This window comes from Nocardia sp. NPDC056952, from assembly GCF_042674185.1.
In the GTDB taxonomy this organism is placed as follows: domain Bacteria; phylum Actinomycetota; class Actinomycetes; order Mycobacteriales; family Mycobacteriaceae; genus Nocardia.
The window spans coordinates 212,889-232,542 of record NZ_JBHURA010000003.1 but is presented as its reverse complement, the minus strand read 5'-3'; the positions used below and the strand labels follow the sequence as shown (position 1 = coordinate 232,542).

Below are 19,654 nucleotides of genomic sequence, written 5' to 3'. Positions count from 1 at the left end.
CAGTGCGTCAGGGTTCACGAATGGTGAGCAACACCTTGCCGACCGACTCCGCGGAATCGAGAAGCGGATGAGCTTGTGCGACATCGACGATCGGAATCTCGGCCGAAACGACCGGGACGACAGCGCCTTCGGCGATCAGCGGCCAGAGCTTGTCGCGCAGTTCCCCGATGATCTCGGCCTTGGAACCCGGACCTTTCTCGGGACGACGACGAAGGTTCGTCACATGGACCGACGCTCGCTTGAAGAGCATCAGACCGAGATTCAGTTCGGCGAGGGCGCCGTCCTGCAGTCCGATGATCGTCAGGTCACCGTCCTCGGCCAATGCCTCGACATTGCGCTGAAGGTAGCCGGCACCCATGATGTCGAGAATGACGTCGACACCGCCGTATTCGGCGGTGACAATCTTGACGAAGTCCTCGTCGCGGTAGTTGATCAGGGTGTTCGCACCGAGTTCCCAGCTACGGTCCAGCTTGTACTGCGATCCCGCTGTCACGGCCACGCGCGCACCGAGCGCGCGACCGACCTGGATCGCATGGGTGCCGATCCCGCTGCCACCGCCGTGGACCAACAGAGTTTGCCCCTCGCGCAGGCCACCGGCCATCACGATGTTCGACCAGACCGTTGCCGCGGCTTCGGGCAACGCTGCGGCAGCGGTCAGACCCACTCCGGCCGGGACCGGCAGCAACTGGGTTGCCGGGACATTGACGCGCTCGGCGTATCCCCCGCCCGCCAGCAGCGCGCACACCTCGTCGCCGGGATGCCACCCCTCGACTCCGGGGCCGACAGCGGCGATCACACCGGACACCTCCAAGCCGAGAATGTCGCTGGCGCCCGGCGGCGGCGGGTAGAAACCTTGCCGCTGCATGATGTCGGCGCGGTTCACACCCGCAGCCACCACATCCACAGCCACCTCGCCGGGGCCGGGCGCGGGCAGGTCATCGACCTCCGCCCATTTCATGACCTCCGGGCCCCCAAAGCCGTCGAGCGTCACTGCGAACATGTCTTCCCCTTTCGAATGCCGGATATGTACACAGCGCTAACATTACTCCTGGGAGCGGCGGCGTCAACATTCGAGTTGACGGTCACACCTCGCGACCATCGTCCGCCGACACCGCACGCCGCAGCAAGGAGTCCCCCCGCCAGTGCAGCACCTCCAGCGCGGCCGCGACCGCAACCAGGTTGTCCGCCAACGGTTTCGGCAGCAGTTCGTCGGCACGCGCCAGCCGCCGGATGATCGTGTTGCGGTGAATGAACATGCGCTGAGCAGTTCGCGATGTGTTGCACAGCTGCTGGATGTAGACACGCAGAACCGACAGAGTCTCCGGGTCCGCGGTGAGCAGCTCACCCAGCGTGTCGATGACGAACTCGTCGGCAGGGGTCGGATCGCGAGTCATCAGTGCCACCAGGGCAATGTCGTCGTAGCGCGCCACCTGCTGCGCCGAGGTCAGCCGAGCCAGCATCTGCTGCGTACTCGCGGCCTCGAGATGGCTACGGCGGAACCCGTCGACGCCGCGACCGGGGCGACCGATCGCGATACGGATCGCGTCGTACTCCACCACCTGCGACGTCAATGCCGCAGCATCGATGTCAGCGGCGGTCGGCAGCCAAATCCACAGCGCGTTCGCACTCGCGATCACGGTCAGCCGCCGGGGAGCGCCGCTACCGCGCGTCAGCGCTTCGGCCGCCGCGTCCAGTTGATCCGCGGCCCTGGCCGACGCGTCCCAGACGATCGCGGCCGTATGCGGACCGGTGAGGCCGTAGCCGAGTTGCGATTCCGCGCGAGCGACCGTGATCGCGGTCCCTTCCAAAATCAACGACACCGCCGCCAACCGCTCGGCATGGGTCTCTCGTGTCAGCGCGCGACGCTCGGAATCCATTGCCTCACCGACCGACTCGGCGATGTCGTCGATGAAGGTGCTGATCGATTCCGCCGATCGATCGAAAAGCTCCGGCAAGTCATCGGACTCCGTGGACAGCGTGAAGCATGTGTGCATCCAGTGCCGCCACATCACGGTCTGGCCCGTTCGGTAGGCGTTGAGAATCGACTTGTCCAGGCCGCGACGCGCCATATCCCGCGCACTGGCGAGCAACTCGGGTGGCACCTCGGCCCGCACACGCATGCCGGGTTGCTGCATATTGGCTACCGCCCACTGCCGCAGCACGGCCACATTTCCGCGCCGCACCGCCTCGGCGAGCGTGGGATCTTCGGCGATCGCGCGCATCCGAGCCCCCCTCAAGATCTCGCCGCGACTGCCGAACCACTCGTCGGCGGAACTGAACGCCACCTCCGCGGCACGGCGCCAGATCTCGGCAACACTTGGCGATGGATCCGGCCACAAGTGAGTCATTCGAACACTATGCACCAGTTTCCCGGAACAATGACAGCACTTTGACCTGGAATCTGGTCGCTTCGCAGAGGATCGTTAGCTGCATCGCACAGCAGGTCGACCAACCACACACCTTCACCAGGAGCACTCAGATGAGCGATAACCCCGTCTCCAACGACACAGCGACCACCACGACCGGTCCGCGTTCCGTGGGCCTTCGCTGGATCATGCCGGTCGTCGTGGTGACAGTGTTCACGTCTCTGCTCGGCCTCATGTACCTCGCCTACGTGGCGAAACCGGACCAGAACCTGCATAACTACCCCATTGCCGTTGTCAACAACGATGTCGGCGACAGCTTCGGTCCACCTGGGCAACAGTCGACCGTCAACTACGGAACCCAGGTTCTCGACGCGATCACCACGAACACCTCCGACGAGAAGTTCGACCTGCAGGTGGTGGGTATCAACGAAGCCCAGCAGTTGATGCAGAACGGCGAGGTCTACGGCGCACTCATCATCCCCGGCGACTTCACCAAGCAAATCGGGATTCTCGGCACCGGCTCGGTGGTACCCGGCGATGTGCAAAGACCGGCGATCACGATGGAGACCAACCCACGGCTGGGCCCGTTCAGCACCTCGATCTCCACTCGATTCGCCAACGAGACGGTCAGCGCGGTCAACACCGCACTCGGCGCACAACTCACCGACCGTGTCCAGCAACAGCTCGGCACGGGGACACAGCTCAGCGCCGCCACACGACTGACGCTGGCCGAACCTGTCAGGGCGATCGTCGAGCCGTACCACGGTGTGCCCGAAGGCTCCGGACAAGGCCTGACTGCGTTCTTCTACGCGCTGACCATCCTGCTCGGCGGTATGACCGGTGCCATGACAGTGCACGCGATCATCGACTCCATGCTGGGATTCGCCCCCACCGAATACGGGCCGTACTTCAGTCATGCTCCCGCCTCGAAGATTTCGCGCCTGCGCACGCTCGTCATCAAGTGGGCAACGATGGTGGCGACCGCGGCATTGAGCTCGGGAGCGCTGATCGGGATCGGATCAGCACTGGGTGTGCATATCGATCAACCGTTCGAGTTGTTCCTCTTCAGCACCTTCGCGATGACCGCCGTGGGTGTCACCTCGTTGACGATCATGGCCGCCGTCGGCTCGATCGGCGTCCTGGTCAACCTGATCCTGTTCGTCATTCTCGGCATGCCGTCGGCCGGTGGCACAATTCCGGTCGAGGCGACTCCCCGGTTCTTCGGATGGCTGGCCGACTTCGAACCGCTGCGCCAGGTCTACCTGGCTGTTCGCTCTCTCATGTACTTCGACGGCAGCGCCGCCGCCGGGTTGGCACAGGGATTCTGGATGACCGCGGTCGGCCTGGCCATCGGCACCGTCTCCGGGGTCCTGATCACCTGGTACTACGACAAGAAGGGCCTGACTCGCAGCTCTCGCACCAACGCCGCGACCGCGATACCTGCCTGACCACACCCTCGAATCCCGAAGTGTGCGGCCCGATCGGCTCGAAGCCGATCGGGCCGCACACACGCGCACAGCACACTCATCACGCTCCGGCCATCGCTCGTCGGAGCAATCACCTTCGAGGACCATGAAAATAGATCATCCAATCCATCGCGCGCGTCCACGGAACCGGCGGGCGAAAGTCCTGGCCGCGGCATTCGACGCGTTCGCCCACAACGGTTACCACGACACCTCCATGGCCGACATAGCCGACGCGGTCCGGATCACCCCCGCCGCGCTGTACCGGCATTTCAACAGCAAGCAACAGCTGCTGGGACACTGTGTGCTCGCCGGCCTCGACGACGCTCTCGCCCGGCTCGACTCCGCGGCCGCGTCGCCGAATCCGGATGACGCGATTATCACTACCCTTGTTCATGTCGCGCTCGCCCAACGCGGACTGCCGAGGCTTTGGCAACTCGAGTCCCGGCACCTTCGCGAACAGGACCGGGCCGCGGTGCTGGTGCGCGCGACCAGAATCACGCGCCATGTCCGTCGAGCGATCCGGTCGCGACGTCCCGAGCTGTCCGCCGCCGAGGTGGACAGCTTGAGCTGGTGTGCGTTGTCGGTCGCTGTCAGTCCGGCCTACCACCGCGTCGAACTGCCGCTCCCCATGGCCGCCCATGTGCTCAGAGCGACAATACGGGCAGTCATCACAACCGATCTCTCGACTGCCCCTACCACCGCGGCCCGCGCTGAGTCGAAATCCGACCAGCCTCTCGGTCCCGAACTGGACCGGGGGCAGCGACGTGAGCGCATCCTCGCCGAGGCGGCGCGCCTGTTCACCGTGCACGGATTTCCTGACGTCAGCATCCATGACATCGGGGCCGCGGCAGGCGTTACCGGTCCGGCGGTCTACCACTATTTCGACAGCAAGGCCGGGCTCCTGGACGTGATCGTCCGTAGCCATGACGCATCGATCGAAGACCTCTTCGACGAGACGGCGATCGGGGCGCTGTCACCCACAGCAGCATTGGCGACCCTCACGCGCGGCTTTGTCCAGTTCGGTGCCGACGAGCCCGATCTGCTCGCCATTACCGTCAGCGAGACGCGGCACCTGCCGGCAGCCGCCGAACACCGCTACCGCTCGGTCCGCCAAGAAGCGATCGCACGCTGGGCCCGCGTGTTGAGCACAGCGCGACCCGAGCTCGCACCGCCGATCGCCCGAATGCTGATCCGAGCGCTCACCACGGTCGTCATCGAGGCGGTACGCAATCCCCGACTCAGCCGACGCGGCGACCTCGTGGAAGTTCTCGTCGCCGTCGGCCACAGCATCCAGTCGACTCCAGCAGTTCGCGCGCACTACCCGACGCTGCTGCGCCAGCCCTGACCGCGACTCACCTTCCACTCGCTCATCCGGTCGGCCCCTTAACGGCCGTTGACTTTTCTTTGCCTGGCCTTCTCCGCGTCACGCACAGTGTCACGGGGCGCATGGATTCGCCCGCTCACCCTTCGGACATCCCGAACGTCCGTCAACCCAGAAGGCAATGTTCCGTGAGTCATTACAAGAGCAATGTGCGCGACCTCGAGTTCAATCTGTTCGAGGTGTACGGACTCGAAAACATCCTTGCGACAGGCGCTTTCGGCGACCTCGACGCAGACACCGCTCGTTCGGTGCTGACCGAGGCCGCCAAACTCGCCGCAGGCCCGGTCGCGGGGCCCTACGCCGAAACCGACCGCAACCCACCGACGTTCGATCCCGACACCCACACGGTGTCGCTGCCGGAACCGTTCAAGCGCGCGGTCCGCGCCTGGTACGACGCCGAGTGGTGGCGTCTCGGCAAAAGCGAGGCCATCGGCGGAGTTCCAGCGCCGGCCATGCTGGAGTGGGCGGTCACCGAGTTCGTTCTCGGCGCCCAGCCCGCCGCGCACATGTACAGCATGGGCCCGGTGATGGCCGACATCCTCGATCGTGTCGGCAACGACCTGCAGCGCGAATGGGCCCGAATCATCATCGATCGCAAGTGGGGCGCGACGATGGTGCTGACCGAACCGGACGCCGGTTCCGACGTCGGTGCGGGCCGGACCAAGGCGATCGCGCAAGAGGACGGATCCTGGCACATCGAGGGTGTGAAGCGCTTCATCACCTCCGCCGACTCCGACGACCTGTTCGACAACATCGCGCATCTGGTGCTGGCCCGCCCGGAAGGCGCTGGTCCTGGCACCAAGGGCCTGTCACTGTTCTTCGTGCCGAAGTTCCACTTCGACCACGCCACCGGCGAACTCGGTGATCGCAACGGGGTTTTCGTCACCAACGTCGAGCACAAGATGGGTCTGAAGGCCTCGGCCACCTGTGAACTCACTTTCGGCGGTCACGGTGTGCCGGCCAAGGGCTGGCTGGTCGGTGACGCGCACAACGGCATCTCCCAGATGTTCGAGGTGATCGAGAACGCTCGGATGATGGTCGGTACCAAGGCCATCGGCACGCTGTCCACCGGATATCTGAACGCGCTGGAGTATGCCAAGACTCGCGTCCAGGGCGCCGACCTGACCCAGATGACCGACAAGAACGCGCCGCGAGTCACGATCATGCACCACCCCGACGTGCGCCGTTCACTGCTGATGCAGAAGGCCTACGCCGAAGGCTTGCGTTCGGTGTACCTGTTCACCGCAGCGCACCAGGATCCCGAAGTCGCGCAGCGTGTTTCGGGCGCCGATGCCGAACTGGCCGCACGGGTGAACGACCTGCTGCTCCCGATCGTCAAGGGTGTCGGCTCCGAGCGCGCCTACCAGTACCTGACCGACTCGCTGCAGACCTTCGGCGGCTCGGGCTTCCTGCAGGACTACCCGATCGAGCAGTACATCCGCGACGCGAAGATCGACTCGCTCTACGAGGGCACCACCGCCATCCAGGCGCAGGACTTCTTCTTCCGCAAGATCGCGCGTGACCGCGGTGTGGCCCTGGCCCACGTGGCCGGCCAGATCCAGAAGTTCCTGGAGTCCGACTCGGCCAACGAGCGCCTCAAGGGCGAGCGCAAGCTGCTCGCCACCGCGCTCGAGGACGTGCAGACCATGGCCGCCACCCTGACCGGCCACCTGATCGGCGCGCAGGAGCAGCCGACCGAGCTGTACAAGGTCGGCCTGGGTTCGGTGCGCTTCCTGATGGCCGTCGGCGACCTGTTCATCGGCTGGCGCCTGCTGGTCAACGCCGAGATCGCCGTCACCGCTCTGGAAACTGTGCAGTCCGCCGCGGATCGCGCCTTCTACGAAGGCAAGGTGGCCGTGGCGGCCTTCTTCGCCCGGGAAGTCTTGCCGCGCCTGACATCGGATCGGACCGTGATCGCCGACATCGATGCCGACATCATGATTCTCGACGAGACATCGTTCTGATGACAGATGCCCTGGACGCGGTCCGATCGGGACCGCGTCCAGGGCATTGTCGATCGGCGACCGGATGGTCAGCGGGCACCGATCTGCTTGAGCCCCTTCAGTGCCAAGGTCAGCATCGAGGCCCAGTTGCTCTCCGAAATACCAGGAGGCGCAGTGAATCCGAGCACGCGCTGGTGGGCGACCGTCTGCGCTTCGGTGTACTTCAGGATGCCGTCGGCGCCGTGACGGCGACCGAGCCCGGAATCGCCCATCCCGCCCATCGGCGCCTCTACGCTGCCCCAGGCGGCAGCGTAGGCGTCGTTGACGTTGACAGTGCCGGCATGCACGCGGGCCGCGACCGCGCGAGCTTTGCCACCGTCGCGGCTCCACACACTGGCGTTGAGCCCGTAGGCTGTCGCATTGGCCCGCTCGATGGCCTCCTCGGCGTCGCTGACGGAGTAGATCGAAACGACCGGACCGAAGGTCTCGTGTTCGTAGAGTGTCATGTCCGCGGTGACGCCGGTCAGGATCGTCGGCTCGTAGAACAGCGGTCCGAGATCAGGCCGCGCTCGACCACCCGCCAGCACTGTAGCGCCCTTGGACACCGCGTCCTCGACGTGAGCGATCACGGTGTCCAGCTGCGCCTGGTTGGTCAGGCTGCCCACATCGGCGCTGTAGTCGTAGGCCGCACCGATCTTCAGCCGCTTGGTGCGCTCGACGAACGCCGCGACGAACTCGTCACGGACGGAATCGGCGACGTAGAGCCTTTCGATCGATACGCACAGCTGGCCTGTCGAGGAGAAGCACGCGGTCACCGCGCCCGCGGCCGCCCGTGCGATGTCGGCGTCGTCGAGCACGATCATCGGGTTCTTGCCGCCGAGCTCGAGCGAAGCCCCGATGAGCCGTTCACCGGCATCACTGGCGATCCGGCGGCCGCTGGCAGTGGAGCCGGTGAACATCATGTAGTCGGCGTTGTCCATCAACGACTTGCCGATGGAGCTCCCTCGGCCCACCACCATCTGCCACACGCCACTCGGCAGCCCGGCCTCGTGCATGAGGTCCAGAGCCCACAAAGCGGTGAGCGCGGTCTGGGTATCGGGCTTCTGCACCACGGCGTTGCCGGCCAGCAGCGCCGGAATCGCGTCTCCGGCGCCCATACTCAGCGGGTAGTTCCACGGCGAGATGACTGCCACGACACCCTTGGGATGATGCAGCTCGGTGGTGTGGGTCAGGACCGGAATCGCGCCCCGGCGACGCTTGGGCCCCAACAGCTTCGCGGCGCTGCGTGCGTAATACCGGGTAGCGATCGCGATGTCGGTGACCTCGAGAAACGCGTCACGACGAGCCTTTCCGTTCTCGACCTGCATCAGATCGAGAGCTTCGTTCTGACGGCTGAGCAACAGGTCGTGGAACCGCAGCAGGATCGCCTTGCGCTCGGAGATCGGCATAGCCGCCCAATGCGCTTGGGCGGCACGAGCGCGCACGAACGCCGCCTCGACGGCTGCGGGCGTGGACACCGGTAGATCGACCAACGCCTTGCCGGTGAACGGGATGGTTGTTGTCACGCTCGCTGCGTCGGCACTCGCAGAAACGCGGCCGGCCAAGCGGCCGAGCAGGGTGGGGGTCAGGGCCGATGGCAGGTCCGCGCCGCTGATCGACGCAGGACGGACGGCAGGGTCGATGGACATAATGCTGGCTCCAAAGTGTTGAGGCAGTCTGTACAGGGGGGCAGGTCAGCTGGTACTCATCCGGACCTGCCGAGATCTCTATCCGCGGGCAGGAACCGACGTCGGAACCGGCATGTGCAGGGCGAGCTGTCCGTCGGTGACCACATCGAGGCGCACAGTCTTGATCGGCGACAGCGATTTCAGGTCCTGGGACAGGCGTCCGCTGCCCGTGTTCAGCTCGATGCCGCGAGGCAGCAGGGAGGTTCCGGCCGACAACACGTTGGTCTGGCTCAGTGTCGACAGCCACGCACCGTCTCGGGAGGTGTACGACGTCAGCGTCGAAACACGTTCACCGCTTCGGTAATCGGTCAGCGCGGGAGTCGCGACCGACAACGAAAGGTCGGTCGCACCGGTGTCGTCGGCGACCCGTGCGGTGGCCCGCGTCGGGTTGATGTCGACGTCGATATCGGTGACCCACTTGGGGAAGCCGTAACCGTCGTGCCCTCGCACCTGTGCGATATCGGTGTTCACCGGAAGCGACAGCACATACGATTCGAGGTGGTCGGTGTCGAGCGCGCCGAGCAGGTCGACGAATCCGAGCCGACCGTGCCTGGCCGGTCGCACCGCGACACCGACGGCCGCCTCGGTGTAGAAGTCGATATCGCACACGTCGTAGCGGAAGAACATCACCGAAACCAGTCCCACGCCGGGACCGACCTCCAGTGGAGCCAGCTCTGCCGGCAGTCTGGATCGAATCGCGCGCGAGCGTGCCAGCATCGTCAGCCGGACACTCGACATGCGGTAGTAGAAGTTCGGGGTGAAGGTCTCCCCGATCGGTGAGTCCACCCGGATTTTGGGCAGCTGCCGGAAGAAATCGACATTACCCACCCGTGGGTCGCGCGCGACCTCGTCGAGATCGGTGTTCATTCGGAACCGATCGTAGAGGCCGCCTTTCGGAACGGTGACAACACGGCCACCCAGGTCGACATTGACGGTGCTTTGTTTCGTCGGTGACATCGGCGTAGCTCCCTTGCTCGCGGTTCGATACGAAGTCGACGCTAGTCACGCATGTAAGCAGTGTCAACAACAACGAGTGTGAAACCGGAGACACTTCCTCCGGAACGCCTGGAGTCAGCTTTGCCAACCCGAGCCCAAGGCCGCACCGACCAGGAATATGACGACGCAGAAAAGACGCGACGAGCCGTGGCCACCCCACCAGGGACGGCCACGGCTCGTACGCGACTCATTTCGAGGTTCGAACCGCATTCACGTCGGCGATGAGCCGCTCGGCAAGCGCGTCCGACGACTGGGGGTTCTGCCCGGTATAGAGGTTTCCGTCGACGACGACGTGCGGACGCAGCGGGATCCGGCCCTTGGAGTACTCGACGCCGAGCTCGACGAGCCTGTCTTCGAGCAGCCAAGGAGCCTTGCGCGCAAAACGATTCAGCAATTCCTCCCGATTGGACAGGCCGGTCATCCGTCGGCCGGCGAACGGCGAAGTGCCGTCGGGCCCGGCCGTCGCGGAGATCGCAGCAGGCGCGTGACACAACAGAGCCAGCGGCCGGCCCGAGGCGAGCCGACGAGCGAGAAGTGCGCCCGATACCCGGTCGTAGGCGAGATCTTCCATCGGCCCGTGACCACCGGGGTAGAACACGACGTCGTAGTCATCGGGATTCGCCGCACCGAGGGGCACCGGCCTGGCGAGTTGATCCCGAATACTGCCGAGGTAACGCTCTACGGCTCGACGCTTCCACGGCATACCGCCGGCGATCCCGAGGCTCAGCTGGTCCAGCGTCGGCGCCTTTCCTCCCGGCGTGGCGATGGTGATGTCCCATCCCGCGTCGGCAAAGGCCCGATGCGGGACAGCGACCTCCTCCGCCCAGTAACCCGACGGATGCACTGTTCCGTCATTCAAGGTCCAGCGGTCCGCGGCCGAGATCACCATCAAAACCTTTGTCACAGCCCATTCCTCCTGATGCAGTCTTGTTGACGATCGAACGGCAGCGGCAGCCTGCACACACCGCCCACACGCATGAAACGCTGAAAGAAGTGAACCCAACCAGCATGTTTTCACTGCTTACATTAACCTGTGTGTTGCCGACCGTCAACGGACCGCGGTCAGCGAAGGCCACTACAGCACAGCCACCGAGCCGACAGACACCAGCCATCGGCCGGACGAACCAATCGAAGGAGCACAGTCGTGACCACGTGGACCGACCAGAACCCGTACGGCGAGAACCCGACGACAGAGGAGAGGGCACCGGTCGTCCTGATCGCACCCGCCATGGCGATCGGCGCCCGGTTCTACACTCCGCTGACAACGGCGTTCGCCGAGCGGGGTTGGACCGCACGCGCCCTGCCCCGCCGCGGATTCGAACCCGACGAGCCCTCGGCCTCGCGCGCCAATGACTGGTCGTATCAGGACGAGATCGACACCATCGCCACTGCGGTAACCGACGCCCGAAACGACTACCCCGGTCGGCCCGTAATCATCCTCGGTCACAGCTTGGGCGCCCAGCTCGCTGTCGGCTACGAGCTCAATTTTGCTGGCGCTGACGGCCTGGTCACCATCGGCGGCTGCCTACCGTACTTCCGTCACTACCCGAACCTGGGCCTGCCGGTCGCCGCCGGAGCCGCACTGGTGCCAGCCCTGACGACTGCGTTCGGCTACCTTCCCGCGCCGGCCTTCGGCGCTCCCGGCGCGCGCACACTGATGCGGGAGTGGGCACGAATGGTTCTGACCGGTCGACCCCCGTTTCCCGCACAGCACAGGATCGAGATTCCATCCCTGGTCATCGCGCTCGGCGAGGACAACCTCGCGCCACTACGCGGTGTCGACGCGTTCGCCCGGCAACTCTTCGCCTCCGGTGCCGTCACTCGGTGGGACTACAACCGATCGGATGTACCGGCGGGTGCGAGCAACGACCACATCAAGTGGGTTCGAACCCCCGCAGCCGTTATCGATCGCATCGCGCTGTGGTGGCAGCAGGTGCCTGCAGCACGGGAAGCGCCGTCGACTGTGGGACATTCCGGCTGAACCAGCGCAGGCCGTCAGGGATTGTCGAGTGCCGAGCCCAGTCAGCCTGTCGCGAAGTATCAAGTCTTGGTCGCGAAACCGCGTTCCGCGCCGAGGTCGGCGACCATACCGTCAATGGTCATGACGACCACCCCTAATCCACCTCGCCGTGTCGAGACCGCGATTATCCGACCGCGGTGGAAGCGGATCCGACGAGAGATCGCGGGTCTCGACCCAGCCGTCGACAGCGAGCGGATAACGCGCCTGGTACTCGCCTCACTTCTTCCTCCTGTGGGGTCACGCATGGTGCTCGAGGTGGTCTTCACCGTGTCACTGATGCGAGTGATGGGCCAGTTCGAAGGCGCGGCCGCCGTCGATCGTCAAGGCCATGGGAAGGTACATCGTCATGGCGATCAGCGCGCCGCCGACACAATCGGTCATCTGGTCAGCTGGATGACGGACGGCGCAGGTAGCGCGCGCACACAATCCGCCACCGCCGAGGTCAAACGCATCCATGACGGAATCGGCCAGCGCTATCAGATGTCCAACGAAACACTCGTCCACACCATCGCCTATTTCACCGTGCAGATCGAGTACATCACCGCGATCGTCGGCGCTCCCGGTTTCACCGAGATCGAACGCGAGGCTCAGGTACGCCACTGGCGCACGATCGGCGAGCACCTGGGCGTGCGTGACATGCCGACCAGCTGGCAGGGAATGGAGGACGCCGTGCGGGCCTATGAACGGGATCCGGAGTGGTTCGGCGCCTCCGAAGCCGCGCATCGGGCCGGCGAGGCGATCCTGCAGCAGTTCGGTGTACGAGCATTTCCGTCGGTGCTTCGGTGGCTGGCCCGTCCACTCGTTCTGTCGCTCCACGACGACCATGTGCTCGACGCGCTCGGATTGAGCAAGCCGGCGCCGGCGGTGGTGAGCTCTCTTCGCGCCGCGGTACGTGCCACGTTCTTTCTCATCCGCGAGGTCCTACCCGACCCTCGGATACAGCCCTCAGCGGCGGTGCGCACGGAATCGTCCCGGTGACGTTCCGTGCCAGCGGATGAAGGCGTGGGTGAACGAGGCTGTTTCGGCGTAACCGAGCAGGCCGGCGACCTGCGCGACCGAGTATTGCGTAGTCATGAGCAGCTCGGCGGCCAACGTACGCATCGCGTCGTCCAGCAATGTCCGGAACGTGGTGCCTTCACGAGCGAGGCGCCGCTGCAACGTGCGCCGATCGATGTGCAGTTCATCGGCCAGCGCAGTCAATGACCGCACCGTGCGGCCACGTTGGTGTAATAACGTCCGAACCAGCGACCGGGTATCCAATGCGCGGCTGTCGAGCAGGCGCTCACACTGCTCGACGCAGTCCCGGACGGTCTCGATATCGGCGTGAATCGGTCGGCGGGCCGCCCAATCCGCGGGAACGACGAGGGCCGTCCGCGTGGCGGCGGGAACGAATTCGTCAGCCGGTAGTTCTGCCGCCAGGAGCGCTGCCCGATCCGCGCCCAGTTCGACCTCGACACGCGGCACGGCCACGGTTCCCAGCACCATCGGCACGATGCCTGCGACGACGGTGAGATCCCGCTCGATGACGAAAGCTCGCACGTCGTCTCCGAGATCGTTGAAGTCGCAGACCAGCGCCAATGACTCGGTTGTTCTCTGCACGACGTAGCCAGCACAGGTATTCGTCAGAAGGGCATAGCGGGCCGCGAGCTCGAATGCCTCGGCAAGGTGTGCGCTCGACATGAGAGCGAACCCGAAGATCCCCAGATTTCCCATGTTCACCGCGCGGCCGGCTTCGACACCCAGGCCCGGCGGATCTCCGAGTCGACGGACCAGATTGGCGATCACGACAAGTTCCTGCTCCGCCACGACCCAGAAGGGCTCGCCGTCGAGGTGATCGGCGGACACGCCACTGCCCCGTAAACATTCGCCCGCCGTGAGACCGTGCCGGACACCCAACTCGACCAGGCTCGTCACCCCAGCCGAGGTACCCCGCCGCACGTCCTTCCACATTGTCGCGGTCACCCGCTCGATGTTATCGCGTACCCGCGGCCGGCCACCGAGGACTGCGCATGGCGATGCCGGGGCCTGCGCCCATCGTCAGTGACGCGAGATGCCCGGCTCCGCGGTGGCACCCGCTTTTCCCCCGCGCCAGTACAGAATCTCCAGCGCCATCGCGACATTGAGCGGGTTGTCCTGCACCGGGCGCGGCAGGAGGTCGTTGGCGCGTTGAATTCGGCGCAACACCGTGTTGCGGTGTGCGAAAAGGCGTTCGGCAGCACGCGACGCATTGCATTGCTCGTGGAGATAGGCCCGCATGGCTTCACGGACGGCGGGAGCCGAGTGCTCGAGCGCGCCCAGAGTGTGCGCGATGAATCGGTTCGCCCGATCGGCGTCCTTCGTAAGTAGCAACACGCCTTCGACATCGGCGAAAGTGGCGACTCGATGGTCGGTATCGAGGCGCGACATCGCCTGCTGAGTACTCAGGGCATCGAGATGCGCGACTCGGAAGCCGTCCAGGCCGTGTCCGGTCGAGCCGATGGCGATCTGCAGGTCGGTCGCGGCTCCGATGGCCTTGTCCGCAGTGCGCAGCAATGCCTCATCGGCCCCGCCGAGCCACACCCAGACAGTTCCCGGGCTGGCCACGATACGAAGCCGCTCACGGGCTTCGACCTGCCGTGCCAACGATTCCGCCACTCGCTCCAATTCCGTCAGCCGCGGCGCCGCGACGGTGGTCCACACGATCGCTGCGGTGTGTGTCTGCACCAGTCGATAACCCAGCGCGTTCTCCGCTGCCCGAGAATCGATCCGATCACCGTTGATCAACAGTGCCACGACTCCGCGCAGTTCGGAATCCCTGGTACGCGTGAGCCAGTCTCGCTCGAGCGCGATCTGTGCTTTGGTGGCCGCGATGGTCGCGTCGACGAACTCCGAGATCGACTGCGCAGTCACGTCGAGCATCTCGCGTAAGTCGTCGACGTCCGATGTCAGGTCGAAGGCGATCCGCATCCAGCGACGCCACGCGACATTCTGGCCGAGTCGATAGGCGTCCAGACTCGCTTCGTCGTAGCCGCGGCCGGTGATCAGGCGGGCGGCTTCGATCGGTTCGTCGGTGTTCGCCGAGACCGGAGCTCCTGGTTTGCGCAGGTTGGCACTCGCCCAGTGGATCAGATTCGCATGCGTACTACGGACGCTGAACGCGCGCAGTTCGGGATCTTCTGCGATCGGACGCATGTCCACCGCCGAAAATGTCGCGGCGTCGACCTCATCGAACAGATCAGGAGGCGCGGTCAATACGATCTCGGCGCCGCGCCGGATGAGTTCTTTCACTCGCGGGGAGGGGTCAGGCCACGGCACCGCTGAACACTAGCGCCCGCATGGTGCACTATGCACCCAATTTCACGCTATTCGGGTGCCCGGCACCTTCATCTGGACGAGTTCGCAACCTCATCATTGAGAGCGACATCACGCTGACCCACGGGAGTAATCGCCATGAACGCTGCCTCAGACGTCGACATCGAGGTCGATGTTCTCATCGTCGGAGCCGGGATCTCAGGTCTCGGCGCCGCCTACTATCTGCAGCGCGACCTTCCGAAAAAGTCTTACGCGATCGTCGAATCGCGGGGCGCCATCGGCGGCACCTGGGATCTGCATCGGTACCCGGGAATCCGCTCGGATTCAGATCTGTTCACCTTCGGCTACGAGTTCAAGCCGTGGAAAGGCGATTCGATCGCTTCCGCCGAGTCCATTCGCGCCTATCTGGGCGATGTCGCCGATCAGTACGGCATGCACGACAAGATCTCCTTTCATACGAAGGTCGTCGGCGCGTCCTGGAACACCGACGAATCGCGGTGGACAGTCGAGATCGAGAACACCGAGACCGGACAGCGCAGCCGCGCTCGGTGCAGCTGGCTCTTCGCCGCGACCGGCTACTACCGCTACGACCAGGGGTTCACACCGGAGTTCGCCGGACGGGCGGAGTTCGAGCGCACCGGCAGGCAGGTGATCCATCCTCAGCTGTGGCCGGAAAATCTCGACTACACAGGCAAGAAGATTGTCGTCATCGGCAGTGGCGCAACCGCTGTGACCCTGGTACCCGCCATGGCCGCCGACGCGGAGCATGTCACCATGCTGCAACGCTCCCCCAGTTACATCGTCGCGCTGCCCACTCGCGACAGAATCGCCGACACACTGCGCGCCCTGCTGCCCGAGCAGCGCGCACACGCCATCATCCGGGGCAAGAATGTGCTGACCCAGCGCGCGATCTGGCGGCTGTGCCAGCGTTTTCCCGTGGCTGCTCGCCGGTTGATCCGGAACAACAATGCCAAGCAGCTCCCGCCCGGCTATCCGGTCGATGTGCATTTCAACCCCCGCTACAACCCGTGGGATCAGCGATTGTGCATGGTCCCCGATGGCGACCTGTTCGCCGCGATCTCGCGCGGTTCGGCTTCGGTGGTCACCGACACGATCGAGACGTTCACGCCCACCGGAATTCTGCTGACCAGCGGCAAGCACCTACGAGCCGATCTAGTCGTCACCGCGACCGGCCTGAATCTCCAAGCGTTCGGCGGGATCGATCTCACCATCGACGGTGAACGGTTTTCGCCGGCCGACGCGGTGTCGTTCAAGGGGATGATGCTGACCGGAGTGCCCAACTTCGCCTACTCGATCGGCTACACCAACTCGTCGTGGACGCTGAAAGTCGGCTTGCTCTGTGAGCACTTCGTGCGGCTGCTCGATCACATGAATTCGCACGGCTACAGCACCTGTTCACCGGTTCTGCCGGACAATCTGGAGACCAGGCCACTGCTCGATTTCGACGCCGGGTACGTGCTGCGATCACTCGACCAGTTGCCCAAGCAAGGGCCTGGGTTCCCCTGGTTGACCTCACGCGACTATCTCAACGACGTGAAGCTACTGCGCCACGGCCCTGTCGCCGATCCCAATCTGCATTTCGGGACCCGCAGGGCTCAGCCGACAGCGGCCTCGGCATGACCTTCATCGCCGACTTGTCCACCACCGGGCACCCTCACGTCGTCCAGCCGGCTCTCTGGCTGCTCGGCCGGGGCCCGTTGTGCCCGCGACCACGCCCTCGACAGTTCACCGCAAGAGGACATCGTGCCGCGGCGGTGGTGACCGAACGCCGCGACTGACACAACGGTTCCGGCGCTGCGGCCTAGACCCTCGATCGCGCGCCGATGTCTGCTACCAGCCGTTCCGCCAGCTCCTGCGCGGACCGAGTGTTCTGCCCGGTATAAACGTTCCGGTCGACAACGACGTGGGACCGCAGCGGGTACCGGCCCCGAATGTAGTCCACGCCCAGTGCCCGCAGCCTGTCCTCCAGAAGCCACGGCGCCTTCTTCGCGAACCTGTTGAGCAGTTCCTCACGGTTGGAAACCGCCGTCATCCGATATCCGCCGAACGGCGAGACCCCGTGCGGACTCGGCACTGCCAGAACCGCAGCGGGCGCGTGGCTCAGCAGGGCGAGCGGCCTGCCGGACTCCAATCGTTCCGCCAGCAGCACACCCGACACTTCGTCGTAGGCGAGATCCTCCATCGGACCATGTCCTCCGGGGTAGAAGATCAGGTCGAAGGTATCGCTCACGACGGTCTTCAAAGCCAACGGAAAGGTGAGCTCGTCGCTGAGCCTGGCGAGATACCGCTGCGCGGCGATGTCGAGGAATTGCTCGACGATTTGGGAACTGCCTCGGCGCGCTTTCGCACTGCCCGCGGTTGGGATACTGCGCTGATCGAGGGTTGGCGCTCGACCGCCTGGCGTCGCGAAGACGATTTCCCACCCGGCTTCGGCGAAGGTCCGATGCGGTACTACGACCTCTTCGGCCCAAAAGCCCGAGAGGTACACAGACCCATCGGTCAACGACCAGCGGTCGGCCGCCGACAGCACAAAAAGGACCTTCGTCACTGCAATTCCCTCTGACCTTGGACCGATTGAGCGGTGAGGTCGGGCCGACCGCCCGGGCTATCCGGTGTGTGGCGGCGCGAATGTCGACTATATGTTAATTCTGCTTACATTAGGGGGCACTCAACCACTCGTCAATATCGGCGAGGATCGCGGCACTCTGTACGCTTCGAGTTGGACCGTGACCGCGGAACTGTCGCTGCGTCGGAGGTGTCGACCGTGATCGGCAAGCTATTACGAAGGGTGCGTGTCGGGCAGGACAAGCTCGCATGGAACATGCCCGCACTCCAGTCCGACAATGATCTGGCGCTACGCAGCGACGACTTCGCGCACGAGGCCGACCTTCCCGTCGGCAGCCTGAGCGCCGAGCTCGGCGGCCACGACGTTTCGCCTGCGCTGCAATGGAACCCGCCACCCGCGGGTACCGCACAACTACTGCTGGTGATTCAAGACGCGGACGTACCGTTACCGTTTCCACTGAGTCACGTCTTCGCGCTCATCGACCCCTCGGTCACCACGTTGCCCAGTTCCGGCCTCAACACAGGCTCATCTCCCGCCGGCGTGCGACTGCTCGCGATCGGGACCACCTCCGGCTACGGTGGCCCTGAACCACTGAAAGGCCACGGCCGCCATCGGTATGCTGTGCAGCTGTTCGCACTCCCCACCGTCATCCCCGACCGCGAACCCCGTCGCCTCAAGACCGCACTCGGCGCCATCGACCATGTCTTGGCACGAGGCCGTATAGATGGCTTCGCCGAGCGCACGTGATGAACACACCGTCGGTCGCCCGACGCGGTAGGTCTCATCGTCGAGACCCGAGCTCGCGGGGCAGTTCGGCGATCACCGGCAGATGGCGAGCCAGGAACGCCAGCTGATCGGCGAGGTTGGCCTCGAACCGCGCACCGACGTAGATGTCGAATTGACTGAGACGATAGGAGACAACCTCACCGCGCGCCGCCTGCGCGGCGTACTTCCGGGTCGCATGGGCGGGAGCCACAGCGTCTTTCTCGCAGACGACAAAGAGAATCGGGCAGGCGAGCTTGCGCACGTACCGGCCGGGGAAGTGCCGCACGATATCCAAAGTGAAACGCGCGGCTACCGCATTCGGCACGACCACGCCCGCGGCTAGCATCGCCTTTGCTCCCGACTCGCAGCCAGGGGCCGACATCAGCGCTGTCGAGCCGGGCGGACCGTAGGCGGGTACCAGAATCGGATCTCTGCCCCGCAGGCCACCCATGCGATCGCTGGTCGCAAGGTCGGCCAGGCGAAGCGCAGTCATGGTCGGCACGGCCAGAGAACTCGCGATGCCATCGACGAAAGGACATTGCGCGACGACGGCGGCGATCTGCGGATCCTTCGCGGCGGTGATGATCGCGTGCCCGCCACCGAACTCTGCGCCCCACAACACAACCCGCGTGTGATCGACCCCGTCCAGGGTTCGCGCGTAGGCGACTGCGGCACGCCAGTCCTCGAGTTGCCGATCGATGTCGAGCACTTGGCGCGGCTCACCGCTGCTAGCGCCGAAATTCCGGTAATCGAACAACAAACAGAGATAGCCAGCGTCGCAGAAGTTCTCCGCGAACGCACCCAGGCGCATCTCCTTGACTCCGCCGACGCCATGGGCCAGCACGATGACCGGCCGCGTATCACCGATCGCCATGCCGGGCGGACGGTAAAGCCATGCAGCACAAGTGCCATCACCGGCCCGGAACCGTAGATCGGTACGTGTCATTCCGCATCCTGTCCAATCCCCCGCGCCAAGCGGACACACGCCTGCAGTTGCCCTACCACTGTCGACACTGACGAACCCGACCGTCATCTCACAGTTCGTCACGTGACGGAGCTAAGCGGGGAATCCCGAGCTGGTGCGACACACCGCCCTGGCGTTTGAGCTTCGA

At 64.8% G+C, this 19,654-nt stretch carries 16 protein-coding genes and 1 pseudogene; 8 read left to right on the top strand and 9 right to left on the bottom strand.

Annotated features, from left to right (window positions below; genetic code table 11):
* Positions 1–7: 7 nt before the first annotated feature.
* Complete coding sequence (locus ACFTS5_RS12700) at positions 8–1,000, bottom strand: NAD(P)H-quinone oxidoreductase (RefSeq protein WP_378630418.1); 993 nt, start codon at positions 998–1,000, stop codon at positions 8–10.
* Positions 1,001–1,082: 82 nt separating this feature from the next.
* Entirely contained in the window at positions 1,083–2,222 is a 1,140-nt protein-coding gene (locus ACFTS5_RS12695) for a PucR family transcriptional regulator (RefSeq protein ID WP_378630417.1), read from the bottom strand.
* Positions 2,223–2,479: 257 nt separating this feature from the next.
* On the opposite strand from ACFTS5_RS12695, the gene ACFTS5_RS12690 reads away from it, so the two are divergent.
* The 4 genes and pseudogenes from ACFTS5_RS12690 (at position 2,480) to ACFTS5_RS12675 (ending at position 7,177) form a co-directional block, all read left to right on the top strand.
* Positions 2,480–3,814, top strand: a complete 1,335-nt coding sequence (locus ACFTS5_RS12690) for a YhgE/Pip domain-containing protein (protein WP_378630415.1) — start codon at positions 2,480–2,482, stop codon at positions 3,812–3,814.
* Positions 3,815–3,938: 124 nt separating this feature from the next.
* Positions 3,939–4,115, top strand: a pseudogene (locus ACFTS5_RS12685) (TetR/AcrR family transcriptional regulator); the annotation flags it as partial.
* A gap of 18 nt (positions 4,116–4,133) precedes the next feature.
* Complete coding sequence (locus tag ACFTS5_RS12680) at positions 4,134–5,177, top strand: TetR/AcrR family transcriptional regulator (protein ID WP_378631433.1); 1,044 nt, start codon at positions 4,134–4,136, stop codon at positions 5,175–5,177.
* A 164-nt stretch (positions 5,178–5,341) separates the two neighbouring features.
* Positions 5,342–7,177: an acyl-CoA dehydrogenase gene (locus ACFTS5_RS12675; protein ID WP_378630413.1), complete on the top strand. Its 1,836-nt coding sequence runs from the start codon at positions 5,342–5,344 to the stop codon at positions 7,175–7,177.
* A gap of 68 nt (positions 7,178–7,245) precedes the next feature.
* Here the strand turns inward: ACFTS5_RS12675 and ACFTS5_RS12670 are convergent, their stop codons facing one another.
* From ACFTS5_RS12670 to ACFTS5_RS12660, 3 genes are all read right to left on the bottom strand, one after another.
* Positions 7,246–8,844 carry a succinic semialdehyde dehydrogenase gene (locus ACFTS5_RS12670; RefSeq protein ID WP_378630410.1) on the bottom strand — a complete coding sequence of 533 codons (1,599 nt, stop codon included), beginning with the start codon at positions 8,842–8,844 and terminating at the stop codon, positions 7,246–7,248.
* 78 nt (positions 8,845–8,922) lie between these two features.
* The gene (locus ACFTS5_RS12665) at positions 8,923–9,840 is read right to left on the bottom strand and encodes an acetoacetate decarboxylase family protein (RefSeq protein WP_378630407.1); all 918 of its coding nucleotides are present in this window, start codon (positions 9,838–9,840) and stop codon (positions 8,923–8,925) included.
* A gap of 226 nt (positions 9,841–10,066) precedes the next feature.
* On the bottom strand, positions 10,067–10,783 hold the full coding sequence (locus ACFTS5_RS12660) for a type 1 glutamine amidotransferase domain-containing protein (RefSeq protein ID WP_378631432.1): 717 nt from the start codon (positions 10,781–10,783) through the stop codon (positions 10,067–10,069).
* A gap of 240 nt (positions 10,784–11,023) precedes the next feature.
* Here ACFTS5_RS12660 and ACFTS5_RS12655 point away from each other — a divergent pair, with 240 nt between their 5' ends.
* Both ACFTS5_RS12655 and ACFTS5_RS12650 read left to right on the top strand, forming a co-directional pair.
* Positions 11,024–11,860 (top strand): alpha/beta fold hydrolase, encoded by an 837-nt coding sequence (locus ACFTS5_RS12655; RefSeq protein ID WP_378630405.1) that lies wholly within the window; start codon positions 11,024–11,026, stop codon positions 11,858–11,860.
* Positions 11,861–11,974: 114 nt separating this feature from the next.
* Entirely contained in the window at positions 11,975–12,877 is a 903-nt protein-coding gene (locus tag ACFTS5_RS12650; RefSeq protein ID WP_378630402.1) for an oxygenase MpaB family protein, read from the top strand.
* Here the strand turns inward: ACFTS5_RS12650 and ACFTS5_RS12645 are convergent.
* Together ACFTS5_RS12645 and ACFTS5_RS12640 are read right to left on the bottom strand one after the other, a co-directional pair.
* Positions 12,845–13,861 (bottom strand): AraC family transcriptional regulator ligand-binding domain-containing protein, encoded by a 1,017-nt coding sequence (locus tag ACFTS5_RS12645; protein WP_378630399.1) that lies wholly within the window; start codon positions 13,859–13,861, stop codon positions 12,845–12,847. The genes ACFTS5_RS12650 and ACFTS5_RS12645 overlap by 33 nt on opposite strands.
* A 75-nt stretch (positions 13,862–13,936) precedes the next feature.
* Positions 13,937–15,193: a PucR family transcriptional regulator gene (locus ACFTS5_RS12640; protein WP_378630397.1), complete on the bottom strand. Its 1,257-nt coding sequence runs from the start codon at positions 15,191–15,193 to the stop codon at positions 13,937–13,939.
* Positions 15,194–15,328: 135 nt separating this feature from the next.
* On the opposite strand from ACFTS5_RS12640, the gene ACFTS5_RS12635 reads away from it, so the two are divergent.
* Positions 15,329–16,831, top strand: coding sequence for a flavin-containing monooxygenase (locus ACFTS5_RS12635; RefSeq protein ID WP_378630395.1), 1,503 nt, complete (start codon positions 15,329–15,331; stop codon positions 16,829–16,831).
* A gap of 181 nt (positions 16,832–17,012) precedes the next feature.
* Here the strand turns inward: ACFTS5_RS12635 and ACFTS5_RS12630 are convergent, their stop codons facing one another.
* Entirely contained in the window at positions 17,013–17,759 is a 747-nt protein-coding gene (locus ACFTS5_RS12630) for a type 1 glutamine amidotransferase domain-containing protein (protein ID WP_378630393.1), read from the bottom strand.
* A 216-nt stretch (positions 17,760–17,975) separates the two neighbouring features.
* Here ACFTS5_RS12630 and ACFTS5_RS12625 point away from each other — a divergent pair, with 216 nt between their 5' ends.
* Positions 17,976–18,524, top strand: coding sequence for a YbhB/YbcL family Raf kinase inhibitor-like protein (locus tag ACFTS5_RS12625; RefSeq protein ID WP_378630391.1), 549 nt, complete (start codon positions 17,976–17,978; stop codon positions 18,522–18,524).
* A gap of 34 nt (positions 18,525–18,558) precedes the next feature.
* Here the strand turns inward: ACFTS5_RS12625 and ACFTS5_RS12620 are convergent, their stop codons facing one another.
* On the bottom strand, positions 18,559–19,488 hold the full coding sequence (locus tag ACFTS5_RS12620) for an alpha/beta hydrolase (RefSeq protein ID WP_378630389.1): 930 nt from the start codon (positions 19,486–19,488) through the stop codon (positions 18,559–18,561).
* Positions 19,489–19,654 lie beyond the last annotated feature (166 nt).

What these genes read in the sequence shown, in the direction of transcription:
- ACFTS5_RS12700 (WP_378630418.1), bottom strand. Translation starts at nt 1,000, where the DNA reads ATGTTCGCAGTGACGCTCGACGGCTTTGGGGGCCCGGAGGTCATGAAA.
- ACFTS5_RS12695 (WP_378630417.1), bottom strand. Translation starts at nt 2,222, where the DNA reads ATGCGCGCGATCGCCGAAGATCCCACGCTCGCCGAGGCGGTGCGGCGC.
- ACFTS5_RS12690 (WP_378630415.1), top strand. Translation starts at nt 2,480, where the DNA reads ATGAGCGATAACCCCGTCTCCAACGACACAGCGACCACCACGACCGGT.
- ACFTS5_RS12670 (WP_378630410.1), bottom strand. Translation starts at nt 8,844, where the DNA reads ATGTCCATCGACCCTGCCGTCCGTCCTGCGTCGATCAGCGGCGCGGAC.
- ACFTS5_RS12665 (WP_378630407.1), bottom strand. Translation starts at nt 9,840, where the DNA reads ATGTCACCGACGAAACAAAGCACCGTCAATGTCGACCTGGGTGGCCGT.
- ACFTS5_RS12650 (WP_378630402.1), top strand. Translation starts at nt 11,975, where the DNA reads ATGGTCATGACGACCACCCCTAATCCACCTCGCCGTGTCGAGACCGCG.
- ACFTS5_RS12635 (WP_378630395.1), top strand. Translation starts at nt 15,329, where the DNA reads ATGAACGCTGCCTCAGACGTCGACATCGAGGTCGATGTTCTCATCGTC.
- ACFTS5_RS12620 (WP_378630389.1), bottom strand. Translation starts at nt 19,488, where the DNA reads ATGACACGTACCGATCTACGGTTCCGGGCCGGTGATGGCACTTGTGCT.